Genomic DNA, 24,154 nt, shown 5'->3' on the forward strand with positions numbered 1-24,154 from the left:
ATTAATTTAACTCCATTATGGGCAATTTTGAATTGCCGTAGGCGCTAACGGTCGCTGTCGCCTTGTCCATATCCACCTGCCCGATGGCCCAAACATTGGCTTTGTTAAGCCAGTTGTATTTTTTGGAATGGGTTTTAAAGGTCATGTTCAGGTACAGGTCGGCAGGCCCGTCTTGTTTGTTCAGGGTCATCAGCCCCTCTTCATGCAACGCTATACATTCACCGTCATGGGTGATAACGGTCGCCTGGATATTCAGCCGCATGCATCCGTCTGCGCGGAATTCGAGGTAATCCACGCCTTTGATTTTGCCTTTGACCCGTTCCCCTATTAGATCGCCTTCAAAGGACAAGTCAAATCTGGCTCCTTCGGCCGGGGGACTGATTTTTCCAGAGGTAATGTCTTTCCAGCTTACCCCATATTCAACCAGTCCCGTCATCTGCACCTCTTCATCGAAAAGGTGTGTGATTGCTTCATTCATTGGTCTTTTAATCATTGTGAAGTATGGTTTGTTTACTTCACAAAGTTGATAGTGAAAACAATGGGGAAATTGAAAAAAAACGACATAATGCTATATGTGTTTACAGCTTATGGGAAAAGCCTATTAATCCATTGGAGTAATACGGAGCAGGGCGTCAGGGGAGTTGGTCAACACGTATAGGTAGCCGTCCGGGCCTATTTTTACATCCCTCACCCGGCCATGGCCTTTCAAAATCACCTCCTGACTCAGGATTTGGTCCCCGTCAACTACGAGCCTGCGGATTTCTTCGTCCTTGAGAGCGGTAACGAGCAGGTTATTTTGCCATTTTGGATATTTGTTTCCTGTAACAAATTGGGCTGCGCATACCGCAATGGAGGGATCCCAATAGGTTAGGGGCTGTTCCATGCCCTCTTCGTGGGTGAGATGGGTAATGGTGCTTCCGTCATAGTTGACCCCATAGGTGATCACGGGCCATCCATAGTTCCCTCCTTTCTTGAGACGGTTGACCTCATCACCGCCTTTTGGGCCGTGGTCGGTAAAGTAAATTTCTCCGGTGACCGGGTGCTGCGCAATCCCCTGTACGTTTCGGGTTCCCCAGGCATAGATTCCCTGAAGCGTGCCGTCCTTTCCGAAGTGGGGGTTGTCTTTGGGAATGGAGCCGTCTGGATGGATGCGGAAGATTTTACCTTCTGCCCGGTGGGGAAGTTGGGGATTATTTCCGCTTTGAATGGCCTGTTGCATATCGCCAATGCTGAAATACAAATAGCCTTCCTTGTCAAAAAGCAAGCGGCTCCCCCAACGCATCCCGCCTTCCACCAAAATGGAATCCGGTGCTTCAAAAAGGGTTTCCTGCTTCACCCATTGGTTATCTTTGATTTTCCCTCTGACCACGTTGGTCATTCCCGGTGCATTTTTGTCAGAGGTACCGGTTGGGGTATGACTAAAGGCGAAATATACCCAGCCGTTTTTGGAGTAGTCGGGACCCAGGGCAAGATCCATCATTCCGCCATACATATCGTAGGCATACACTTGTGGAAGGCCCGTGATTTTTTCGGGACCGGCTTTTCCATTGATTACCCAGTACACTTCTCCCTTATTTCCTGTGACCAAAGCCCGGTCGGCATCGACGAATTCTATCCCCCAAGGGGCCTCCAAGCCCTCCGTGACCACCTTTTCAATTTTCAACTTGTAGTCCTGGGTATTGAAAGTCAGCGCTTTTTCAACGGGTTTGACTTCATCAGGTGCCTTTCTGGCATTCAGGATATAATCCGTGACGGCCTCAATATCAGCTTCTGTAAGGGCACTTTCCCAGCTGACCATGGTGGTTCCAAGGATACCGTTGCGGATGTTGTGAAGGATTGAATTCCTGTCATGGCCATGTTTCAGCGTCGGTTCTAAGAGAGAGGATCCGGCAGCAGTACCGTCTAAATCAGTACCATGACAGCCCCCGCAGTAAGTTTGGTAAACCCTTTCGCCGGACTGGGCAAAGCTTTCCATGCAAATTGAAAAAAGAACTCCCAAAACGAAAATGGCAGCCGTCCTTTTAATGATAAAAGGGGTGATGCCCCGCAAGCGGGACATTTGGACGACTGGCTGATTTTTGCCATTGGTTTCAGTGGATATCGTTGCCATGGGGAGCGGGGTTTTATAGATGTCGAGGGGATATGGGCTTTTTGATTTTCATATATGAAAGTTAAGAAGGAAATTGTTCCGGTAAAAAATAATGATGCTCAGTGACGGATTCTCCTGCGCAATACCAGATGTTTACGGCTTAATCAGATAAAAATCTTCATCAGTTGAATGTACTTGGTTGATGGCAGAGGTAGTGTAGGCTTTGCTTAATTTGGGAAACGGTGGGTTTGTTGTCTTTGAGGATGTTTTCTGAGACCCATCCACCCCTAAGCCGCCTCCGAAATGCCGTTGATAAAGGTTTCGACGAAGCCCAGAATCTTGGATTTGATCCTTTCGGCGATGGTTTTCCGCTCCCTCAGGGAAGGTTTTTCTTTGAGCAGACCGATGATGTCGTCACGGAGCGGTTCTTTCTCGGTGTAGATATAGTCCCCGATGACTTTCTCCAACGCTTCATCATCCAGATTTTCTTCCTGGCTGAGCCGGTGGAGCGCTTTCAGACGCTCCGCGGTCCAGAAGTGGGCAAACTCTTCGGGAATGTCCTCGGCATCGGCGATTTTTGGAAGGTTTTCCCGGATAAATTTCTCGATGAGTTCTCTCTTGCTCCTGAGCTGGGCTTCCCCTACGATGAGCTCTACGATGGCTTTCCGCTGCTTCTCCTGCTCCTCTGGGCTGGCATCTTTCAGTTTGCCCAGGAGCTTCAGAATGTAGGCAACATTGATCTCGTCCCGGTGGATCAGTTCCAGTTCAAAGTCCACATCATTCAGAATGGAGACTTTTTCCTTTTGGCTGCTGTTTTTGGTGCTGTCGTACAGGTCAAGGTACTTGCTTTTGTAGTCCTCAAAGGTCTGCTCCGGCATGGACAGGTCCCCGAAGTCGAATTCCGTAAAAGTCCCCAACACGTTTTTCAGACGCATCAACTCCCGGAAGGCCTTGATGAATTCCAGCTGGGCATCTTCGTCCGGCAGCTCATTGATGCTGTTGACGGTCGGGGCGATCCGGAGCAGGTCGATAAATGCCCGGTTGAATTTCTCCACGTACTCCTCATAGGGCTCCATGATGATTTCCCCTTTGGCTTCCAGATTGGAGAATAGGGCAATGGCCTTGTCCGTGGCATCTTTGAGGTTCCGGAAGCAGACGATGTTCCCTTGTGATTTGAGCTCGTCCAGAATCCTGTTGGTCCTGGAATAGGCCTGTATCAGCCCGTGGTATTTGAGGTTTTTGTCCACATAGAGGGTGTTCAGCTTCTTGCTGTCAAAACCTGTCAGGAACATGTTCACCACCAGCAGCACGTCCACCTGCTGGTTTTTTACCCGCTTGGCTATGTCGTTGTAGTAGTTGTAGAAGGATTTGGAATCCTGTGTGCTGAAATTCGTACCGAAGTGCCTGTTATAGTCCCCGATGAAATCATCCAGGTACTCCCGGGGGTGTTTTTTAATTTGCCGCTCATAGGTGTTTCCGGGAGAGGCGGCCACCAGGTATGCGCCGTCTTCATCCCCTATGACGGTGCCCATCTCGTCCATATCATCATCGATCAGGTCCACATTTGCCCCATAGGAAAATATGGTGCCCACCCTGAGATGGTGTTCCCCTGCCTCGAACTTGGCCTGAAAGAGCTTGTAGTATTCAATAAGGATGGGTACACTGGGCACACAGAAAATGGCTGTGAAAGCCCTGTTGTGGGTTTTCCTCCCGTGGTTGGTGATGATATAGTTGACGATGTTGTCCAGCCTCTTGGGGGCATGCATCACCTCTTCCTCGTCGATGGCCTCCACATTGATGTCAAAGATGTGGTCTTTCTTCTTGAAGGTGCTGATGTACTCCACGGAGAATTTAAGGACGTTTTCATCCCGGATGGCATCGGTGATCACATACTTGTGGAGGCAGTCTCCGAAAAGCATCTGTGTGGTACGCTTGCCCCATTCGTTGGTGCCCGCGTTTTCCTCAAAGATCGGTGTGCCTGTAAACCCGAACATCTGGCATTTTTCGAAAAAGCCCTTGATGTCGGAATGGGTTTTCCCAAACTGGCTCCGGTGACACTCGTCAAAGATAAAGACGATGCGCTTGTCCCGGAGGGAATCCATTTTTTCCCCAAAACGTGATTTGTTGACAGCCGTGGAAAGTTTCTGGATGGTGGTGACGATCAGTTTATCATCCCCGGTGAGCTGGCTGACCAGCTTTTGGGTGTTGTTGGTGCCGTCTATGCTGCCCTTGCTGAAGCTGTTGAATTCCTGGGTGGTCTGGGTGTCCAGGTCTTTTCTGTCCACCACAAACACCACCTTGTGGACCTGTGGCAGGTTGGTGAGGATCTGTGCCGTCTTGAAGGAGGTGAGGGTTTTCCCTGAGCCGGTGGTGTGCCAGATATAGCCGTATTTAGAGGTGGTCTTCACCCGCTCCACGATGGCTTCTGTGGCATAGTACTGATAAGGGCGCAGCACCATCAGGGTTTTCTCCGTTTCGTTCAGCACCACGTATTTGGTCACCATCTTGGAAATGTGGCAGGGTTCCAGGAAAATATCCGCGAACTGTGAGAGCTGGGTGACCAGTTTGTTTTTGATGTCTGTCCAGTAAAAGGTCTGTTTGAAGCGCCTGTGTTTGAGCGGTCCGTTGGCGTAGTATTTGGTGTTGACACCGTTGCTGATGACGAAGATCTGTATAAACTGGAAAAGGCCGAGGCCTGCATCATAGGAGTGGATGCCGTACCGGGAGGTCTGCTTGAAGGCTTCCTTGAGTTCCAGACCCCGCCGCTTGAGTTCCACCTGCACCAGGGGAAGGCCGTTGATCAGGATGGTGACATCGTAGCGGTTTTTGTATTTGCCCTGCATACTGATCTGCTGGGCTACCTGAAATTCGTTCTGGCACCAGTGGATCTGGTTGATCAGTTCCAGGGTGCGGTGCTCCCCCGAATCATGCATGTACTCCACCCTGTCCCGGAGGATTTTGGCCCGCTCGAAGACATTCCCCTTGTTGATGGCGTTGAGGACCTGGATAAACTCCCTATCAGAAAGCCCGGTCCTGTTGTGTTTTTCCAGCTGGGTTTTCAGGTTGGCAAGTAGGGCGGTCTCGTCGGGGATCAACACCTTTTTGTAGCCAAGCTTTTGCAGCTGTGCTACCAGGTTGTTTTCAAGCGTCTGTTCGGGTTGGATGGTCATGAAGTAAAAAGATGTGCAATCACATGATTCAAAATAAAGTCCAGAAGCAAGATGGGGAAAACACGGCAACAAAACAAGATTTGGCCGTAAAGTGTGGCGAGACCTGTTATTCTTTACATTCACGTAAGACCCGAACGGTTTCAGTCAAACCACATTTTTCCAAAGTACTCAAGACAGTTGCTTTGGACTGCGGCGGATTTTCCAGTCTCGAAACCAATTTGACAAAACTTTTGAAGACGGCATCCCTGTGTTGAGAACTCAGTTGGCACACGAATGCATCCGGATGGATGATTTGAATACCTTTTGGTTGCAGGCTAGGTGTTTGAAAATCCTTGAGGTTGGCAGTTACGAGATAGTCGGCATTGGCCTCTACTGCCGCCGCAAGTACGTGTCTGTCATCAGGGTCTTTGAGGGACAGTGCTGCTATCCGGTTTTCATATCCTTCAATTTCAGCATCCGGGAAAGCCTGATTCATCAAATCTATGGTCCGGTCAATGCGCTGGGGGTCCAAATCAGGCCGGTTTTCCAGGAGGTTTCTCCTCCATTCTTGATGGATCGCTTTGCTCCAAAACGGCTTGAACAGATCATCTTCTGCCAAACTCAACAACAAATCCCGGATGGGTGCCGGGTAGAGTACATTGGCATCGAGCAGTGCTGATAACATGGTCTCTGATCAATAGCCCAAGCCCATTTCCTGCGCCTCCCTGGCAAGTTTATCCAGGGCTTTTCTTCTGGATTCCCGGAGCGAGGATTCATATTTTTTGACATCTTCCAGCAGGACCCTTCGGTGTGCACCGACTTTTTTATGGGGGATTTTACCAGTTTCCAAAAGTTTGACCAAATGTGGGCGGGATACCTTCAGCAAGTCAGCCGCTTCCTGGGTGCTCAATTCCTTTGAAAAAGAAGCGATTTCAACGGTTCTCCCATCCGCCATTTCATCCAGTACTTTTTCCAGAAGCAAGACAGCATTTCTGGGGACTGAGATGGACGTCCCTTCCACCTGAAAAATTACCGCGTCATGAGGCTTTGTACTCCCGGTAATACTTTTCAGTACCGCAACCGACTGTCTGGCTGCTTTTTGATCTTTTGCTGTTGGTTTTTTGATGGATGTGGCCATGGTAAGGGAAGTTTTGTTATTGCCGTGAATATACTAAACGAAATAAACGAAACAAATGTTTGACTGGAAAGCTTTTTTGATTTATTTTTTCCAGAGCCCTTGATTTTCCCAATTATGGAGGAAGCCAAGTTTATAAATCGGGATGGATGAATTTTCTTCGAACAGGCTCAATATTTTTATTTTGATCTGGTGATTGGGTGTGACTTTGTTACATAGAAAAAGCATGCAGGAAATGATCAGAAATGGTTTTTTCTGTTGGACTTCAACAAGAGGCAAGTCAAGCCCACGTGATGTTGGGTTTTTCAAATTTAAAACTGGACGCTTCACCATATCTCTATTCCATAATCTTGAATGGTGCGCGATAATATTTCTGACATAACCGATGGCTTCCAGCCAACTCGATAACTCAGAATGCAAATACCCTTTAAGGCGGTAGTAGCTGATGTTTTGTAAAAAATGGGGGCACTTGATTCGTCTCCTAAAAAGCATTCCTCTCGATTTGAGTAGCTCGATTTGCTCTTCGATTGTGTATGCAGACTTTGACATAAATAAAAAAATGACCCGAGAGCAGATCTTACGGTATGCAGCTCAGGTTCTGTTGACACAAGGGTACGTAAATACTTACGAAAAGTAAATATATATTTACATATTTGCAAAAACGCTTTCTCTCCACCGAAGGCCTGCGTGCTATGCAGGAGTTTGATTTAGGTGGAGAGGGGGTGTTTTTGTCTTGAAGTTCACCCTACCATTCGGAGGAAGGAAATCGGAAAACGTAAGTGCTTTGATCGCTTGCGTTTTCTGTATTTTACACAAACATCTGCTGCAACAGCCCTTTTTTCCAGGTTTTCAACCCTTGGATCTGGCTGTCAAGTGTTTCAAGGTTTACATCCAAGCAGTTAAGAACGGCAGCGATTTTTTGTTGCTCTTGCAAACTCGGGTACGGAAGCTTGAGTTGTCCAAAATTGTCGTAAGTGATCTGCTTTCCATCCCGAATCCCAACGACCGTTAGGCTAAGCCTTGTTATGAAACTTTCCTTTTTGAAGAAGAACGTGAAAAATTGGGGTACAATCGGGATTTTACTTCGCAGAACGGTATAGGCTGGGCTACAGATACCAAGATGCCTCGAATGGTCAACACCTCCTTGGAACGACCTGAGACTGATTACAAAATCATCAGGCTCCACAATTTTGTATGACAAAATGCTTTTTTCGGTTGCTTGAATTCGGATACCGTTTTCTTCTCGAAGAACCATTCCGTGTTCTTGGGAAGCGGAAAGGATGGGCAAGTCACCTTGATGCTTTTTGTTTGAAACATTCCCAAACACTTCCTTTGCTTTCAAGTAGTTCCACTCCGGGAACTCACTGCCGTCATCCTGTTTGAACCGGATCCGTGGAGTCTGCCCTGAGCCTGTCGAAGGGAAAATCTGCTGCATCACGCCCTTTTTGTAGGCTTCCAGCTTTTCCTTCTTCCGCTCCAGCAGTTCTATGCGCTCGTCAACCGAAGACAGGAAGGAGGCGATTTTTTGTTGTTCAGACAGTCCCGTTGTGCTAATTTTAACCGAAGAAAGTGTTTCTTGTCCCACGTTATACCTTGTGCTTCCTCCACTTCTTGAGGTGATATCATTTCTAGTGGCAGGGGTTTTCAGAAGGTAGTTAAGAAAGACAGGGTGGTACTCACCAACCTTCTTACCCCGAATAACAAACCCACCAAAGAGAGCAGGCTTTTCTCGGTCAAGATAAACATTTGCCTGCCCCACTTCTTCCCGGGTTTCGGAACTTCGTTGAAACAGAACATCTCCGTATTCCACCTTGTAGAGTTCCTTGTTCTTCTCGGATGTTCGAACTGAGCCTATGATTTTGTCGTAGGTGATAAAGTTGTTTTGAATAATGTCCAATACATTGATAAACTTATCCCCTCCACCGTAATCCTCCTTCGTCGCATTGAGCCCGTTTTTGAAAGTCAGCAGGTCCCCAAGACTAGTTTCAAACCACGCTGTGGAGAACTCTGGGAAGCGAATTTCTGGCTCACTCTTTAAATTGTCTTTCATACTAACAGTGCTTTAATCCCCAACTCTTCACAAAGATTTTTCCATAGGTCAGACCTGTCAGGTTTTTGAAGCCTGCCAGGTCTTGGGTGGCTCCTTGCCGCTATATATGTTTTCATCATATTATCCGAATAAGTTGATATATTCCCTAAAGGCAAAGATCCGGTTTCGCTTGAAGCCGGTGAGTTCTTCCAGAATGCCCAGTCCCTGAAAATCCCGGATCATGCGGTTGGCAGTGGAATTGTGGACACCGAGCATCTGTTCCACTTGACCTATATCCACAATGGGCTGGCGATAGAGTTCTGTAATCAACCGCCTCGCGTCTCCCTGCTTTTTGCCCAACTTCATCAGCTCCTGAAATTCGTACTTTTCACGCAACCGGATGATTTCCTGAAAAGTTCGGATGCCTGATTCCGTGGTCTCGATCACTCCTTGTAAAAAGAAGGCAATCCACTCTCCCAAGGCATTTTTTTCCCGTACACGCATCAGGTTGTCATAGTAGTCCCGCCTGTTGCGTTCAAAGAAATCGGAGAGGTAAAGCGTAGGATACTTCAGCAGCCCTTTGTCCAAGAGGTACAGGGTAATCAACAGTCTCCCGATCCGTCCATTGCCATCCAGAAAGGGATGTATGGTCTCAAACTGATAGTGTACCATGGCGATCTTGACCAGATGAGGCATCGGTAGGCCATCGTCATGGATAAACTTTTCCAGGTCACTCATCAGTCCATGCACTTCGGTATGTACGGGCGGAACAAAAATGGCATGGCGCAGGCTGGGACCTATCCAGTTTTGGCTGTTGCGGAATTCACCGGGCAGCTTCTCCTGTCCCCGTACGCCATCGAGCAGGATGGCATGGGTTTTCCGGATCAGGCGGGTAGAAATGGGCAGCTTTTGCATGTCCTGTATGGCCTGGTTCATGGCATCTATATAAGCATGCACTTCCAACCAGTCATCCCTGCGCTCCGGATCCAGGTCCTCTTCCTTGGCCAATGCTTCCTGAAAGGAAGTCTGCGTCCCTTCGATCTTGCTGGATACCGTGGCCTCCTTGGTGACGTGCATTTTGATAAAGAAATCAATGTCAGGCACCAAATCAGAAAAAGCATCCAGCCTGCCCAAATACCTGTCCGCTTTACTCAAGAGCGTCAAGACAGCAGGGTCACTCAACACCCAGGCCTGATGGATGGGATCCGGGCTGAAACTTCGGTATTCACGTTGTTTCAGCCAGGTTCCTGCTTTGAAATCTTTAATATCTCTCATGCACTTACTGTCATTTTTGCTGCAAATATGGGTTTACATATTTGCACTTAATCCATTTTCTGCAAATATATATAATTATATTTGCACTTAATTAAATTCCTGCAACTATGGGTTATTATATTTGCAGGAAGGAACGGAAGACCTGCCAGGTTTTAAAAACCTGGCAGGTCTCACTAAAACGGTGCTTTTATCCCCAATTCCTCACAAAAGCTTTTCAGCACGGCTTCGTTGCTTTTCAGCGCAGCATCTAGTTGCTGTATTTCATCTGCCGTGGTATCCAGGTCCACAGGCTCCTCTTCCTCAAAGGTGTCCACATAGCGGGGGATGTTGAGGTTGTAGTCGTTTTCGGCGATTTCCCCTAAAGAGGCCACATAGCTGTACTTGTCGATAGTCGTCCGGTTGCGGTAGGTCTCCACAATTTTCTCCACATCCTGGTCCCGAAGTTCATTTTGGTTGCCTACCTTGGTATAGTTGCCTTCGCCGCTGGCATCGATAAAGACCACGTTATCATCCTGCTCCCGGCACTTCTTTAGCACCACAACACAGGTAGGAATACTGGTACCATAAAAGATGTTGGCAGGGAGTCCGATCACGGCATCCAACACGTTCATTTCCTTGATCATGTATTTACGGATCGTTCCCTCAGCGCCTCCACGGAAAAGTACCCCGTGGGGGAAGACGCTGGCCATGATGCCGTTTTCCGCCAGTTGGTAGAGCATGTGCTGCATAAAAGCGAAATCCGCCTTGGTCTTGGGTGCCAGTCTACCGTACTGACTGAAGCGCTCGTCGCTGTTATATAGTGGGTTATCATCCCCTTTCCAGTGGGCGGAGAAGGGAGGGTTGGCCACAATCGCCTCGAAGCGTTCTTCCAGGTGCTGGGGGTTCTCCAAGGTATCTTCATGCCGGATATTAAACTGTCTGTAGTGCACGCCGTGGAGGATCATGTTCATCCTCGCCAGGTTGTAGGTGGTACGGGTAAGTTCCTGCCCATAAAACTCGCTGACCTGTGCTTCCTTGGCTACACGGAGCAGCAGCGAACCCGAACCACAGGTAGGATCATAGGCCGACTTGAGCTTGTCCTTGCCGGTGGTGACGATCTTGGCCAGCACTTTGGATACCTGCTGGGGGGTATAAAATTCCCCCGCGGTCTTGCCCGCCCCCGCGGCAAACTTGCCGATCAGGTACTCGTAGGCGTCTCCCATTACATCAGATTCCACTTCCTGTAGCCGAAAGTCGATTTTGTTCAGGTGGTTAAGGATCTGTACCACCACTTCGTTTCGGGCTTTGACGGTACGGCCGATTTTGTTGGAATTGAGGTCGATGTCCGAGAAAAGGTCGTTGAAATCTTCTTCGGAATCGGTGCCCATGGTGCTCTGCTCGATGTGGTTGAGCACGGCCTTGAGGTCTTCGAGGATGTAGTTGCTGTCCGTCTCCGTGGAGGCATTGCCTTTGGCGGTGATGGAGGCGAAGAGTTCTTCGGGCTTGAGAAAGTAACCCAGTGACTGCAAGGATTCGTCTTTGATGGCTTCCAGCAGATCAGGGTCTTTCAGGTCCAGGTAGTCCTTGACTTCCTCGGTTTCCAAAAGGCCGTTGGCATAGAGGTATTGCCGCTCGCTGAGGTACTTGTAGAAAATAAAGCCCAGGATATAGTCCCGGTAGTCGTCCGCGCTGATTTTGCCGCGTAAAAGGTTGGCGATCCCCCAGAGTTTGCTTTCCAGCAGGCGTTTTTGTTCTTCAGACATGTGAATATTCGTTGCAGGTTATCAGAGCTGTACTGACAGCCGTTCGAACCAGGTTAAAAACAGTTTATGGCAGGGGCTTCCTTACAGTGGCGTTTCCGGGCGGCATACCGTAAAATTCTAGAGGTCTAAAACGACTGGCATTCTTGAAAAATGTTTTCCAGTCATGGTTTTACCCGGTAACCAACCCCACAAATTCAAGCTTTTCGGATCCGTTCTGTTTTGTAGCCCCAAGTTTTGCCCCTGATGGGAAAAACTTTTGACAGCTAAGATAAGGGGTTAGGCGGAAATTGCCACTTTTTTGGTAAGAGAAAAGCCCCACCACGTGGGTGAGGCTTGGAGAGTTAAATGTGGCACGTTTAAACAAAATGAGTTTTGTATCACGGAAGAGAGATATTGAATAGAAAATAACGTGCACCATCTTCACAAACAAAGGTTCCGGATTCACTTTTTCCTACGTTTGCCTCTTCTGTCCTGAATTTTCTTCCATCATATTCGAACTCTACCTGGAAATTGAAACACTGAGATGTGTAATCCTACATTTCCGTTTCTGAATATATTTTTTCAGGCTCAATTTTAATAAACATCGAATGCCCGCCTAGGCCGCGCCTAACTACAGGGCTTTCAAAAGAGAAGGTTGAACCGTCGGCTAGAGAGGCAAAAACGTCTCCATCCCCATTCTCACCATAGAACCAAGTGAATTCAAATGAATCATCAATGAGTGTAGGAATCGTTTTGATCTTGACGGATACTTTTCCTGTTTCTGGCCATTCTTCATTTTTGTCCGATTCAAGGATGGAGCAGCCTGAGAAGAGCAGGAGCAAAACTGCCATGATGATAGAAATGTTTTTTTTCATGTGTGTGTAAGAGGTTTTCTTTTGTTAAAAGTTGATATAAGGAGTGTATTCCTTCACAGAGTTAAGATATACCTGAAAGTATGTCAAAAACAATAATCCTATTGAGTTAGAACTTTGCACAAATCGCATTAAGCTCATACTCAACTAAATTATTTTTCCGTTTGAGGGATATTTTTTGATCTTACCCCAGTAGACCGATAAATTGACCCAGGTTTTGCAAAACTTCATCCACCTGCTTGGTTAGGATGTCGGCATATCACAGAGCCTCTGCTATCAGGTGGCCGGATCATGCTGAGGTTTCAGCAGTGAGGCAGCCTGAATATCAATTCAAGTCTTACCAAACACCTTTTCGCAGACCTGCCCGTGCATGTTGTCAAGGACACTGTTGTCGAAGAGTTCCAGATATATCCCTGTGACAGAATTGCCATATCATGCCCCAGGGCCTCGGCGATGATGTCCTTGCTGAAGCCAAGCTGCTTGGCAATATTCGAATAGGTGTACCTAAACACGTAAGTGGTGATGGGCTCATTTGTGTCAGCCATTTCCCCGAGCTTTTTCAGGTGCTTGTTGATGAGCTTCCTTTTCTGCCCAAAGATGTAGACGAACCGTTTTGGGTCCGCCATCTGCTCCTCGGAAAAGACACCCAGCAGCGTGTGATCAGATTCAAACTCCTGCAGAATGGTTGAGGCCTCAGGAAGGAGTTGGATGCTGTACATCTTGCCAGTCTTGGAACGCTTGTAGATGAGCCTGTCTCCCTTTACGTCGCCAGGTTTCAGCAGGAGCAAGTCCTTCAGGTTGATGCCACGCAGCAGAAAAATCAACTGCCCAATGCGCCAGGAACTGTACAGGTAAGGGTTGTCCCTGGGAACCTCCAGCCGCATAAATCGCCGGACCTCATCCAGGGAGAGTACACGGGGCGTTGTCCTTGCCCTTTTGATGGTGTACTTGTAGAACGGGTACCATGACTGATCCACCAAGTCCTGTTTGATGGCTTTGTTGCAGACAGCCTTTAGAGCCCGCATGTACACGCCCACCGTGTTGACCTTGACCTTCCGCGCATACAACTTCCGCTCGATTTCCAGGATGTCCTTGTAACCGAAGTCCTCAAAGGGCTTGTTGAAATCATGCAGCTTCTGTAGCACTGCAAGACTGAACTTGTAGACAGTCGCATTCCCTGTCCTTCCGGTTTGGTACAGGTGCTCGACCTCCCTCTCCCAGAACTTGTACATGGTCACCTCCTCCCTTGCTTCAGAATTGAGTAGCATGGATTTCAATTCCTGCACAGAAGCGTCCCTTACAGTGCGTTCGGGTATTTCCCTCAGGCGCTGACTGTAGGTCTGCAGGAGCTCCAGGAGTTGGGCGTTTGCCTCCGGATTGTTGCGGTATAACCCGCCCTTTTCGATGAAGTCTGATTTTTTTGCACGCATTCCCGTCGGGATGTTCCGATGTGCGCGGTTGTGAGACAGCCGGACCACTACAGGGAAAAGACCTGTTTTCGAGGTTTTACGTGTGTCAAGATGGATTTTTAAAGATGCCATAACGTGTGAAGTTGTGGCTTTTGGAGTGCTGAAAAAGGTGCACGCATTTCGCACGCACTTGGAGAAAAAGGGCCAAATTCCACCACTTTTCACCCGGCGCCGGACCGAACGTCTGGAAGGAGCCTCCACCCTGCAAGAGGCGGAAACTTTCACTAGAGGGCGTTCTGAGGCCCTTTTTAACGCAAAAAAGCCCCGCATCTCTGCAAGGCTTCCTGCTCCTCCTCTTGGGCTCGAACCAAGGACCCTCTGATTAACAGTCAGATGCTCTAACCGACTGAGCTAAGGAGGAATAAAGGTTTCAGGCCGTTGCCCGAAATGGTGATGCAAACTTAACAGCTTACTCTTTTTTTTCCAAATAACATCAAATAATTTTACCACTCTTTAGAATGGAGATGCGTATGGTGCTCAAATTCAAATCATTAAATTTAAGGTCTTTCATGAGCAGGTGATCAACAGACATTTTACCTCTCCAGGTTTTTATATCAAAGAATTTCTTTTATTTTTGCAATCCATATCCAAATAGTCTCGGGGTGTAGCGCAGTCCGGTAGCGTACTTGCATGGGGTGCAAGGGGTCGTGGGTTCAAATCCCGCCACCCCGACAACAAGGGAGTTCAACTCCCTTTAAAAGCCTGTAAATCGTATGATTTACAGGCTTTTCTGTTTTTTCGATATCAATGTAATACAAGCAATTTCAAGAAAAATGAGAACTGAACGGTGAACCAAATTAGTAATTATATTTGGGTCACCAGAAAGGGGTTAATTAACTGTTAGTCAGATGGTTGGTTAATTAATTTTGACCTGTTTTGGTTTTGTTTGAGTGACCTTTTTGGAGCAGGTCACGACGAACAATAACAAATGGTTTTAAAAACTCAAAAATGAAATTGCCATGAGAACGACAAACACTTTTGGAATCCAGTTCATCATCCGTGTGAACAAAGCAAAAAATGGTAAAGCTCCAATTTATGCCCGGATCACTGTGGACGGGGAAAGGAAGGAAATATCCTTAAAGAGATATATTAAACCTGCCGACTGGAACAGTAAAAAGGGAACGGCCAGAGGGAGCCGGGAAGAAATCAAATCCCTCAATCACTATCTTGAAGAGGTAAACGCCAGACTGGTGGAATGTTATCAAGAAATGCAAATCCAGAAACGGTTGATTACGGCAGAAGGTATTAAATGTATGTTTCTGGGAACAGGTGACAAAGAGCATACCCTTACCAAACTGATGGAATACCATAATACTAGATTTAAGGATACGTTGGCTTGGGGAACCATGAAGAATTACCATACCACACAGAAGTATGTGGTTAAATTCATGAAAGAACGCCACGGGACATCTGATATGTACCTTTCCGAACTCCGGTACAAGTTTATAACAGACCTTGAGTTTTACCTTCTGAACTATGTACCCAAAGACCACCAAAGACCCTTAACCAACAACGGGATCATGAAACATTTGGAACGTCTGAAAAAAATGATCGCCTTGGCTGTCAAAATGGAGTGGCTGGATAAAGACCCTTTTAGCAGGTACAAACTCAAATTTCACAAGGTAGACAGGGGATATTTGGAAGCGAATGAACTTGATGCAATAGAAAGAAAAGAGTTTTCCATCGTCCGTTTGCAATGGGTCAGGGATTTATTTGTGTTCAGTTGCTATACTGGACTGGCCTATGTTGACACGATGAACCTGACTCCTGATAATGTTTCAATAGGAATTGATGGAGAATACTGGATTTCCACATGCAGGCAAAAAACCGACAAACCGGTAAGGGTTCCCATCCTCCCCAAAGCATGGGAGATTATTGAAAAATACCGCAGCCATCCAAGGTCGATTGAAAAGGGTACACTGTTTCCCGTGATAAGCAACCAAAAGCTGAACAGTTACCTGAAGGAGATTGCTGATTTGTGTGGGATCAACAAGAACCTGACTTTCCACTTGGCCAGACATACCTTTGCTACTACGGTTACTTTGTTGAATGGTGTTCCCATAGAAACGGTAAGCAAAATGCTTGGCCATACCAAAATTGCTACTACCCAGATTTATGCAAGGGTTGTTGAGCAAAAGGTCAGTGAGGACATGAAGTCCTTAAAAGAAACACTTGGTCAAAAGAAAAATTTGCCGACCGGCCTCAATTCGGCCAATGGTTGAGCATTGCTCATATAGTATTCAAAAGCCTGTGATCAATATTTGAGGTTACAGGCTTTTTTCCCACTTCCAAATCAGGGTGTGAAAAATTTCCTTGCTTTGAAAATACTTTTGGAGGCTCAACCAAACAGTAAAATCATGGCTGTAGAGATTATCACCCGGGAAGACTTAGACAGATTCAGGAAAGACCTATTGGAGGACATCAAAAGGCTGCTAAAGAGCAATTCCGGGCAACCTACCAAGAAATGGCTCAAATCATTTGAGGTCAGGAAGCTGTTGGGGATATCTCCCGGTACTTTACAAAACCTGCGGGTAAACGGAACCTTGCCTTACACAAAAGTAGGGGGAGTACTCTATTATGACCAGGAGGATATTCAAAAGATGCTACAGGCCAATAAATTTCAGAACCGGGTTTTTCAAGATTCTTGATTTCCTTTAGCAATTCCCCTTCTATAGAAAATGCAATAGGATGAATAGACCAAAAGGTGTTAATGAGGGATTTGGCATGGAGATTCCACCACTTCTTGAACATGTCAAAATCTATTTTTTACAAAAGGAACTATCCCTGGAAGAAGCGGAGATTTTCTTTCACCACCATGAGAACATCAAATGGAACACGAAAAAAGGGACTCCTATTAAGAACTGGAAAGCTTATGCTAATGAGTGGATATGGAATCTTTCGCAATGATGCTAATTTCTCAGAAGAGGTAAAGGCCTGTCTTTTCTTATTCTGATTGAGCATTTGCATTTTCTTCGATATCCATTTGCTCAAATGCAGCTTGCGCCAAAATATTGATAAAATCCAAAACAAATTTTGCCTGTTCGTCATCAACATCCAGTCCATTCTTTCTGCAAACTTTTTTGACTTCTTCCGGTCTAATGTCCCATCTATTATTGTACGCCATATTCAATTTTTTTTAAGAAGGATGTCGAATCACTTATATGTTTTCAGGAGTACTTTATCTACCATGATCAATAAGTTTCCGGGTTTATAGCACCTCAAATCTTGGCGTGTAATCCCCAGCCTGTTTTCAACCCTTACAATAGCATAGTCAGGCCTCTCCTATTTTTGGATCAGGTCAGGGGCGCTGGGCTTATCTTTCACCCGGTAAATAGTCCATAGCTCTTTTACCAAAGTTTAAAAAAAGAGTTTTAGCACCTTATAAAACGCGGGTCAATATCTGCCGGAATGGCAGGCCATTCAAGCGCTAAAAGACAAATTCACCATAACTTCAGCCGGCCATCTGAAATCATCATTAATTTCCACAGTAATCTCTCCACTTGTGTTCAAAAGATACCCCTATTCATCCTTTTGTGATAATGGAGGTATACGCTTAAACCAATCCATCATATTGGATTGTAGTCGGATTCTTTCATCTATTGTATTAAGGTGCAATCTTCCGTTTGGCAATAATTTCACTTTCTTCAAATGCTGACCAGTTGACCATACCTTATTTTGAATTAAATCATCATCTTTTGAATCGAAGACTCTTAGCATATCTTCATATAAAAGCGAGATATTCTGCTCAAATTCTTTGCGGGTAGAAGGGGTTGGCATGCCATATTTAGGTTTCTTCATTTTTTACATTATTGAAGTTTTTCATTCCTGTCATCATGGTTGTGGCCCTCACAAGTTCATTAATGGTGGATAAATTAATCCTAGCATTTGGCAGAACTCTGACTTTCATTAAACTTTCAATACCCTTTCTGGATTGCTCAGAAAAGACCAATCTTCCATTTCTAGCAAGTTCAGCTGTAGTATTCAAATTTCGTTCAAATTCCTTTCTGCTTTTTATATAATATCCTCTGGGTTCAAACATTTTTAAATAGGGTTAATCGCTTCATAAATCTGATCTATGTTGTTTTTTGCCACACGAGGCATTATTGACTGATTCAAAGCACATCTTACTAATTCATAATAGTTTCCTTCGTAAGTAAATTGAGCTTCTTGAAAGCTCCTCCTTATGTACTTATCCGCTTTTAATATATCCTGCCAGGGCATTGACTCACAAGCTTTCTCTACTTTGGTCAAAATGCTTTCACAAAATTCCCTATCCAGGATTTTCAGGTCATTTAATTCATCAATTTCTTCCTGAATAGGTGTCAACATTTCCTCATCGAATGCTACCTCACTGTTTCCAACAATGGACTCAGGCAAGGCTTTGTTTAGTTTTTCCATTAGATAATTATAGCCTGATACACTCAGTAATTTTCCCATTTCAAGGTAGTGCTTAAATATTGTAAGGTGTTTTACTTCAGCTATGGCGCTTATCTGGTCAGGGTTCTCTTCCAATCTCATTCGAAGTTTGTCCGGTGAACTTTGGACAATATTGAATAGAAGCACAGCACTTTTTTCGGGTAAAGCCGATGGTTTTTTTGAAATACTCTCCTCCACCAACAGGTTGATTATATCATCTGATATACAGCTACTTAAAAACATCAAGGCTTTAGAAGCACCGTTGTTAATCCAATCCAATGGGTGATTAAGTAACCAAATGATAAACCTGATTACTTGATGGTTGGTGGAAGCCACATCCTCATATGACTTGACCCAATCGTATTTTTGAAAAACAAAATCCTCCGGTCGAATAAGCAACTCAAAATGATCTGCAATGTCTTCATATACCTTGTCAATCTGATCCTGGGTCATCTTGCCATCTAGGAACCATAGAAGTTCATCCACAACTGTCCAGGCTTCTACACTCATATTTTGAACGGAGGAGGCCAGTTTTTCTACTACCTCTTCCGTGTTTTCTAACAAAGCTTTCAGGTTTTCCTTGGCTTTTTTGTGTGACCCGGACCAATTTCCATACCAAATGCTAATACGTTCTTTGGCAAATGCCTCAGTACCTTGTTGGATTAATTTATCCCTTGATGCTCTTTTGGGACTACTTTCACACAGTTCATTGAATTCATCAAAGCTGTTGGTTCTTTGATCTCCTGCTTTTTCAATATCAGGCTCGGTCTCTTCATTTTTATCTGGGAGCTCCCAGCTTTTTTTGGCTATTACAGCCTTCTTTAACTCATTATATATGTTGCTTTTCAAATTTAAGATCAACAGATTAACATACTGCGCCCTTTCATCCTTCATCTCGTCTGCTTCAATGATATCAAAAATCAAATCGAAAATCTGTAATCGGTGATGGCTATCATCAATATCGTTTAAAGCTTCTGCCATGTGTTTGGCGAAATCATCCACATACCTAAAGACATCATCGTTTACTGTGAAGATGCTACATAGGCTAGCCTTGATATAGGGTGACAAGTCATTACATTCTTCAAGTATTTTTAAAACTGAATTCTGAATAGTTATATTTCTTGCTCCCAGAGCATAGCCATTCCCCAAAGATTTGGCATCCACAGTAAAATATTCAGCATTCTGAATAACAACATCGGCAGGAGGAACGGTTTCAAATTTCAGATATTCAATGGCCTTGTCAAGGTTGCCTTTGGCAATTAAATCACCAATAAAACTTTCTTTCTCATAGCGAATGGATCGCTGAAAGGTCATCTCACCGGAGGCATAATCTAATAAGGAAGCAAACTTCCAAGAATAATTAGAAGAACTGCTTTGATCAGACTTCAATCTCAAAGTGGCATTGAGTAGTTGCAATTGCGACTCTTTATACCAGGATGGCCCCATTGAAGTCTTGAGCATCTCCTGAAAAGCTGACCTCGCCCGTTCTTTTTTATTCATTAAACCATAGAACTCTACGACCCGGATCAATCCTGGAGTTCTTTCCCATCTGTTTTGAACATGTTTTACGATGTGGTCTTCAAGTAATTCGATCAGTAAAAGTGTGTGTGAATCGGCTGCCTCATGTTTAATCACCACTTCAATGACCGAAACAAGTATTTCCCGATATCCTTCGGTAAATACACCCAACTGGTCTTTACTACCCTGTTCAATAAAACTGCTTAATGTATCAATGGATTCGCGAAAAAAGGAGACAAAGAGGCCTGCTATTTTCGTAAAAATGAAAGGAACCAAATCCTCTGGAATCAGATAACTCCTTTCCCAATGAGACCGTTCCTCCAGTTTAAGTTCATTGAGTTTTAACAAACTGCTGAGGTGCTTCAATAATTCACCATAGTCTTCTCCGAATACTTTTTTCCTGCTCAGCATCCCTTCGAGCAAACCCAGATGCTCCAATAGTTCTTTATAGTATTGCTCCCAATTGGTAAGCCTTAAATAGCGTTTAGGCAATGTTGGTAATTGATCAATTGCCGTATTATAGCCCTTACAAACAGCATTGAAATAGGAAGAGTGCATTGATTTGTAATTCAAATCAACTCCGTTATACTCTCGTATTTCAAGTATTTGGGAACCCTCTGAAAGAAGATGCTTTTCAATCAATGGCTCAATAATATCAAGTCGTTTGCTGTCACCGATAAGCGCTTTGATCAAAACAAAAGGAGTTCTGTTCTCGCTGTCATAACCATAATTGTCAATGAGCCACTCTAAATCTTCAATACTTTTAAGGTAGGAGTTGGTTTTGTCAACATAGGTTAAATTATACCGATTGAACTCTTGAAAATGTATGATAGATAGGGCAATAATTCTTGCCCATTTATCATCTATGGCAGCTCCTGAAATCTCTGATCGCTCTTTCACATTTACATACCCATCAAAAAAACGCATAGCAAAACCGTTGTGCCAGGAAGTCCCCATTTCTCTTGTGCTATACAGTGCCCGATAGACTTCCATTTCTTTATGTTTCTCGGCCAAATTCTGAAAATCCTTGAGTGAGCGAAAGGTGTGTTCAACCTCTTGCATTCCTTTTTCTCCCATAGAAAGTATGGAAAGCGTGGATGCACATATTTTTTTAAAAAAAGGGATCAGGGAAAAGCCATTTGGACTTCTAAATTCTTCCTGGATGAAGTGCCTGTACCGAGTGTTAAATGCATTTAATAATATATTTCCTTCTTCATAGGACTCATTTTCATAAAGTAACAGAAGGAAGTCAATTACCGCATCATCATCAATTAATAGATTATTACCACGAATTAAGTATTTCATAGCAGCCCCACACTCTTCGAGGGCAATCAGGGCGGCAGCCATTGGCTTGGCATTCTCGGCTAAAACATTATCGTACCTAAACTCTATACGCTGCAACAACAGGAGTAAACGGATAAGCTCATTAGCGTTCTTCTGATCCAAAACTACCTTTATCACCCTTTTTACATCCTGAACAATCAGGTCTGGATGAACATGTTGTGTAGCGCTGAAATCAATCCACTCCTGGTTGCAAAGTGCTACCGCCTGCTGTTTGTCACTACTCAAAGTCAGATGATACAATTTATTATCTACCGTGTATGGGTGATGACTTTGCTGCTCACAAAACCCGGAAATAGAGTCATTGGCCAAGGGAATAAACCCGGGTACCTGGGAAGTGATGAATTGTTTGAATGACGTATGATAGAGTTCTAAATGAGTATCTCCCTTCACTAAATAACTAATAGGCCCGAAATGTGAATAAAACCCTAGGCGATAATCATCGGGCAGCATATTGATTAGAGTTTCCTGATTAATAGTCCCTCTTAACTGAGACAGGATCAGGATAATCCAAAGTTTGCCCTCTTCCCTGAAAAACTTCTGCCAGATAGCTTCATAGTACTTATTAATTTCTCCGCCAATAATCGGGGTCTCTTGTACCCAATGCTCAATTTCATCCTTATCAATCTCATTAGTTTTAAGGAAATTGATAAGGTATTGTAAGTAGAGAGGGTGCCCCTCTGATTTATGAGCTATTTGCTGTATCGCTTCCGTAGTTAGCTCCTTCCCTTGTAGCTCTTCCCTGATGTAGACTTCACATTGTCCTATATCCAAAGGAGTTACCTCAATGGTGGTTTCTTCCAATAATTTCTCCTTGACAAATTTCGGAAGAATGTCTTGTGCCGTACAAGATAAGACCAGGGACAGATTAGATGGGAGCTCGTTGGGGAAAATTCCCAGAAACGAATCTAAATCGTCTACCTCATCTAATCCATCTATAAAAAATGTATGGTTGACATCAGGATTTTGACGACACATTTGTTCTAACAAGATCGGGATTCTCTCGATCCGATCTTCAATTTTGTCCAGAACATCTACCGGCATACCCAGAACTTCCGTCACGGAATCCTCTATCCATAAGATCAGGCTTTTTCCTGAGGTCCTGCTTACTGAACCCTGCTTATCCTGCGGTACTCTGGTAAAATACCGTCCGCATACTTTGATGCCATCATTGTCTGCGTTAAATGCAGCCATCAACGTAGTTTTTCCGCTTCCTGGTGACCCGTAACATAAGAACCATCCTTTGTGATTAATCAGTTTGTTCGACAGACCTTCCATCACCGTATAGTTAGGTGTGGAAGTGTCTACTTGTTCCTTTAAGGACGGGGGTATTTTATTTAAACTCTCTTCGTCACTAACCTGAACTCCTGCTTCCAGTAACCATTCAAAAGCCTTGCTCACACTTATGGCTAAAATTGATTTGCCTTGTTGCATCAGGCTTATGCCTATAACTCTGCTATTCGAAACTACCGCTCCTCCGGAGAGACCTTCGTAATTAATGTTTTCATCAATGGTGCTATCTGTAACTGAAAAATCCCAGTGAGCCTCTACTGTGATTTTGTTTATTCTTGCCTTTATATGAACGCCATGCTTATCTTCTACATAAGGAAAGCCATAGAGAACACAAGGTTGGTTGAAACTTAGTTTAGCTTTAGTAAGTGGCAGATACTTATCAACCTTCTTCTTTAGCTGAATAAGGCATAAATCTAGGTGCTTATTTTCTTTCTTAATATCATCCAGACTGTATTGTTCATCTCCTACGAGGATGCTTTCACCTCCTTCAAGACAATCCAATATTACATGCCTGGCAGTCATCAGAAGATTTTCGGCTACCAGAAAACCAGTGCCCTGATCTGTCCCACACTTAATTTGAAAAGAGGAATTTTCTAATTGTTTGGCGCTTATTATTTTTTCCATCAGAAACTTATTTCCAAAGGGCGTTCCCCATCGGCTTGAATAATTTTATAATCATACTTCTCCTTTAAGAAAGGTTCATCAAAGGCTTTGGCTTTTTCAAGAGGATAATTAAAGAAGAGCTTACGGGTGTACTCACTTTTTCTTGAAACAATATGGGCAATAGTTTCAAGGTCGGGGTGGTTGTGACCCACACCATTTGTAGAAAAAACATATGACGGTGAATCAATAAGCCTATACAGTTCCGGACTGTTATTAGCCCAACTACCGTGATGAGAAGTCTTTATCAGATCGAAATTAACAGGAAAATCCTCGGGAGCGTAAAGAGATTTGAGGTTTTCGGCTACAATCCCCGGGTGTGCATCACCCATGAATAATAACTTTGTGGTCTTGTACTCAAGGATAAAAGCCATAGAACTACCATTGGCAGGAGTAGTGTCTTCCAAAAAAGGTTGATTGAGTAAGTCCTTCATGTCAGGTTTTGCTTTGGCAATTTTTCTCTCTTTGTACCTTGGTCTTTCTCGGTATTTGGCTACCATAAATTCAAATGCATCATCATAATACCCGGTTTCTGGTAATCCGTTTAAATACCCTTTTTTAATAAGTTCTTTTCGCCATGCTCTTTCTAAACCCTTTAATTTTCCGATATTCGGAGAGAGTAAAGTTAAATGAAGATCACCCGTCAGGTCAAAATGCTGCCCATTATCTGTGGCCACAGCTTTGCCATCAAGCTCGGCATTCCAGGTATATTTACCCTCCAATAATAAAGATGCGAGGGAAGAACCTTGAGAGGCACTAATGGTAGTCTCTTCACCATTAGTAACCTTTTTTAGATATGCACCTCCCTTTATCACCTCCAGCACTTTATTCTTAACTACCTCTTGCCCTTCCTTTTCAGGATGTATATGCCGGTAGGAATTGTGCCATACGTTAGCGATCTCTATAAATTTCTCTGGCTGATTCTGTTCAAAAAGTTTAATTATGCCGGAAATATGGTCCTGATCAATATGAGTTACAATTACATAGGATAAAGCTTCTCCCTTATTGGCTATGGTTTCCAAATCTTGGCGAATAAAGCTTTCGTAGGTGTTTACATATCCCCCATCAATTAGAAGATGGGTTTTTCCAAAACTCAATAAAAAGCTATCCCCATTTTGAGCAGGGTAAATTTTCAGGTTAATATCTGGCATTAGTTAATTTATGTCTAACTTTATATCATTCATTCT

19 protein-coding genes and 2 tRNA genes are annotated in these 24,154 nt (G+C 44.5%); 4 read left to right on the forward strand and 17 right to left on the reverse strand.

The features are described from left to right. Position 1 precedes the first annotated feature (1 nt). The 12 genes from ACFPFU_RS10220 to ACFPFU_RS10275 form a co-directional block, all read right to left on the reverse strand. The gene (locus tag ACFPFU_RS10220) at positions 2-493 is read right to left on the reverse strand and encodes a DUF3237 family protein (RefSeq protein ID WP_377064137.1); all 492 of its coding nucleotides are present in this window, start codon (positions 491-493) and stop codon (positions 2-4) included. Between the two features lie 108 nt (positions 494-601). Then, positions 602-2,110, reverse strand: a complete 1,509-nt coding sequence (locus ACFPFU_RS10225) for a PQQ-dependent sugar dehydrogenase (protein ID WP_377064139.1) — start codon at positions 2,108-2,110, stop codon at positions 602-604. 266 nt (positions 2,111-2,376) lie between these two features. Further along, positions 2,377-5,259, reverse strand: coding sequence for a type I restriction endonuclease subunit R (locus tag ACFPFU_RS10230; RefSeq protein ID WP_377064141.1), 2,883 nt, complete (start codon positions 5,257-5,259; stop codon positions 2,377-2,379). A gap of 106 nt (positions 5,260-5,365) precedes the next feature. Then, positions 5,366-5,923 carry a PIN domain-containing protein gene (locus ACFPFU_RS10235; protein ID WP_377064143.1) on the reverse strand — a complete coding sequence of 186 codons (558 nt, stop codon included), beginning with the start codon at positions 5,921-5,923 and terminating at the stop codon, positions 5,366-5,368. A 9-nt stretch (positions 5,924-5,932) separates the two neighbouring features. Beyond that, entirely contained in the window at positions 5,933-6,376 is a 444-nt protein-coding gene (locus ACFPFU_RS10240; RefSeq protein WP_377064145.1) for an excisionase family DNA-binding protein, read from the reverse strand. An 81-nt stretch (positions 6,377-6,457) separates the two neighbouring features. Further along, complete coding sequence (locus ACFPFU_RS10245) at positions 6,458-6,922, reverse strand: Abi family protein (protein WP_377064147.1); 465 nt, start codon at positions 6,920-6,922, stop codon at positions 6,458-6,460. Positions 6,923-7,181: 259 nt separating this feature from the next. Continuing rightward, positions 7,182-8,423, reverse strand: coding sequence for a restriction endonuclease subunit S (locus ACFPFU_RS10250; protein WP_377064149.1), 1,242 nt, complete (start codon positions 8,421-8,423; stop codon positions 7,182-7,184). A gap of 120 nt (positions 8,424-8,543) precedes the next feature. Beyond that, a complete protein-coding gene (locus tag ACFPFU_RS10255; RefSeq protein ID WP_377064151.1) occupies positions 8,544-9,677 on the reverse strand; it encodes a Fic family protein in 1,134 nt (377 codons plus the stop codon). A 173-nt stretch (positions 9,678-9,850) separates the two neighbouring features. Next, entirely contained in the window at positions 9,851-11,419 is a 1,569-nt protein-coding gene (locus ACFPFU_RS10260) for a type I restriction-modification system subunit M (protein WP_377064153.1), read from the reverse strand. 533 nt (positions 11,420-11,952) lie between these two features. After that, positions 11,953-12,273 (reverse strand): hypothetical protein, encoded by a 321-nt coding sequence (locus ACFPFU_RS10265; RefSeq protein ID WP_377064155.1) that lies wholly within the window; start codon positions 12,271-12,273, stop codon positions 11,953-11,955. Between the two features lie 299 nt (positions 12,274-12,572). Beyond that, positions 12,573-13,811 carry a tyrosine-type recombinase/integrase gene (locus tag ACFPFU_RS10270; protein ID WP_377064157.1) on the reverse strand — a complete coding sequence of 413 codons (1,239 nt, stop codon included), beginning with the start codon at positions 13,809-13,811 and terminating at the stop codon, positions 12,573-12,575. Between the two features lie 215 nt (positions 13,812-14,026). Then, a tRNA-Asn gene (locus tag ACFPFU_RS10275) sits at positions 14,027-14,100 on the reverse strand. A gap of 237 nt (positions 14,101-14,337) precedes the next feature. Here ACFPFU_RS10275 and ACFPFU_RS10280 point away from each other — a divergent pair. The 4 genes from ACFPFU_RS10280 to ACFPFU_RS10295 all read left to right on the forward strand — a co-directional run bounded on the left by ACFPFU_RS10280 (position 14,338) and on the right by ACFPFU_RS10295 (position 16,646). Then, positions 14,338-14,411 (forward strand) — tRNA-Pro (locus ACFPFU_RS10280). 287 nt (positions 14,412-14,698) lie between these two features. Beyond that, the gene (locus tag ACFPFU_RS10285; protein WP_377064159.1) at positions 14,699-15,961 is read left to right on the forward strand and encodes a site-specific integrase; all 1,263 of its coding nucleotides are present in this window, start codon (positions 14,699-14,701) and stop codon (positions 15,959-15,961) included. 135 nt (positions 15,962-16,096) lie between these two features. Further along, positions 16,097-16,387, forward strand: a complete 291-nt coding sequence (locus ACFPFU_RS10290; protein WP_377064161.1) for a helix-turn-helix domain-containing protein — start codon at positions 16,097-16,099, stop codon at positions 16,385-16,387. A gap of 40 nt (positions 16,388-16,427) precedes the next feature. Beyond that, positions 16,428-16,646: a hypothetical protein gene (locus ACFPFU_RS10295; RefSeq protein WP_377064163.1), complete on the forward strand. Its 219-nt coding sequence runs from the start codon at positions 16,428-16,430 to the stop codon at positions 16,644-16,646. 37 nt (positions 16,647-16,683) lie between these two features. On the opposite strand, the gene ACFPFU_RS10300 is transcribed toward ACFPFU_RS10295, so the two are convergent. The 5 genes from ACFPFU_RS10300 to avs1a form a co-directional block, all read right to left on the reverse strand. Then, positions 16,684-16,863, reverse strand: coding sequence for a hypothetical protein (locus ACFPFU_RS10300; RefSeq protein WP_377064164.1), 180 nt, complete (start codon positions 16,861-16,863; stop codon positions 16,684-16,686). A gap of 395 nt (positions 16,864-17,258) precedes the next feature. Further along, positions 17,259-17,537, reverse strand: coding sequence for a hypothetical protein (locus ACFPFU_RS10305; RefSeq protein WP_377064166.1), 279 nt, complete (start codon positions 17,535-17,537; stop codon positions 17,259-17,261). Further along, positions 17,524-17,778 carry an AVAST type 1 anti-phage system protein Avs1c gene (avs1c, locus tag ACFPFU_RS10310; protein WP_377064168.1) on the reverse strand — a complete coding sequence of 85 codons (255 nt, stop codon included), beginning with the start codon at positions 17,776-17,778 and terminating at the stop codon, positions 17,524-17,526. Before avs1c ends, ACFPFU_RS10305 begins: the two co-directional genes overlap by 14 nt. A 2-nt stretch (positions 17,779-17,780) precedes the next feature. Next, positions 17,781-22,931 carry a trypsin-like peptidase domain-containing protein gene (locus ACFPFU_RS10315; RefSeq protein ID WP_377064170.1) on the reverse strand — a complete coding sequence of 1,717 codons (5,151 nt, stop codon included), beginning with the start codon at positions 22,929-22,931 and terminating at the stop codon, positions 17,781-17,783. After that, complete coding sequence (gene avs1a, locus ACFPFU_RS10320; protein WP_377064172.1) at positions 22,931-24,118, reverse strand: AVAST type 1 anti-phage system MBL fold metallo-hydrolase Avs1a; 1,188 nt, start codon at positions 24,116-24,118, stop codon at positions 22,931-22,933. Before avs1a ends, ACFPFU_RS10315 begins: the two co-directional genes overlap by 1 nt. Positions 24,119-24,154: the final 36 nt, after the last annotated feature.

It is taken from the genome of Negadavirga shengliensis, assembly GCF_042652345.1.
GTDB classification, from domain to species: Bacteria; Bacteroidota; Bacteroidia; order Cytophagales; family Cyclobacteriaceae; genus Negadavirga; species Negadavirga shengliensis.